This window comes from Arthrobacter sp. Y3225116 (assembly GCF_059091245.1).
In genome coordinates this window covers 1-940 of the sequence record NZ_JBNHGL010000486.1, presented here as the reverse complement: position 1 = coordinate 940, position 940 = coordinate 1, and the positions used below count along the sequence as shown (strand labels likewise).

Below are 940 nucleotides of genomic sequence, written 5' to 3'. Positions count from 1 at the left end.
CGGGGCGTGTCCGCGCCCTGGCGCTGCTGGGGACGGAAGCTCCCCCCGGGCTCGAGGGCCTGGTGGCCGAGCGGGCCACCCGCATCCCGCTGCAGCACATCACCGGCCGCGCCTATTTCCGGCATCTCGAACTGCAGGTGGGACCGGGCGTGTTCGTCCCGCGCCCGGAAACCGAAACCGTCGCCCAGCACGCGATCGACCGCGCCCGCGCCCTGCCCGCGGCCAAAGTGGTGGACCTCGGCACCGGCTCCGGCGCGATCGCCGCCGCCGTGGCCAGCGAAGTTCCCACGGCCACCGTCTACGCGGTGGAACTGAGCGCCCTCGCCCACGCCTGGGCCGAACGGAACCTGGCGCCGCTGGGCGTCACCCTCCTGCGGGAGGACCTGCGCACGGCGCTGTCCGCGCACGACGGAACGTTCGACGTCGTCGTTTCCAATCCGCCGTACATCCCCGCTGAAGCGGTCCCGCGCGAGCCCGAAGTGGCCGAGCACGACCCGCAGATGGCGCTCTACGGCGGGGGAGCGGACGGCATGGAACTGCCGGCGGCGACGGCGGCGACGGCCGCGCGGCTGCTGAAGCCGGGCGGCCATTTCATCATGGAGCACGCCGAAGTCCAGGCCGCTGCCGTGCACTCCCTCCTGCGCTCGGCCGGATGCTGGGACCAGGTGGCCACCCGATACGATCTGACCGGGCGCGAGCGGGCCACGTCGGCCCAACGGTTATGAGAATGGAACAATGAGTCTGTGAGCACTACGTATAACTGCGACGACGCCGTCGCCCGCAGCGAGGGACTGGCGGCGGCCCAGGCCGCCATCGCCGACCGGCAGTGTGTTGTCCTGCCGACCGATACCGTGTACGGGATCGCCGCCGACGCGTTCTCGCCGCAGGCCGTGGCCACCCTGCTGGCCGCCAAGGGACGCGGGCGCAAAATGCCCCCGCC

At 72.3% G+C, this 940-nt stretch carries 2 protein-coding genes; both read left to right on the top strand.

Going from position 1 to position 940, the window contains the following annotated elements; genetic code table 11:
* Positions 1 to 725: peptide chain release factor N(5)-glutamine methyltransferase (gene prmC / locus AC5RV2_RS18495; RefSeq protein WP_494093539.1), on the top strand; the 725-nt coding region annotated here is incomplete at its 5' end.
* 18 nt (positions 726 to 743) lie between these two features.
* Positions 744 to 940 (top strand): L-threonylcarbamoyladenylate synthase (locus AC5RV2_RS18490; RefSeq protein ID WP_494093538.1); only part of this gene is annotated, 197 nt, incomplete at its 3' end.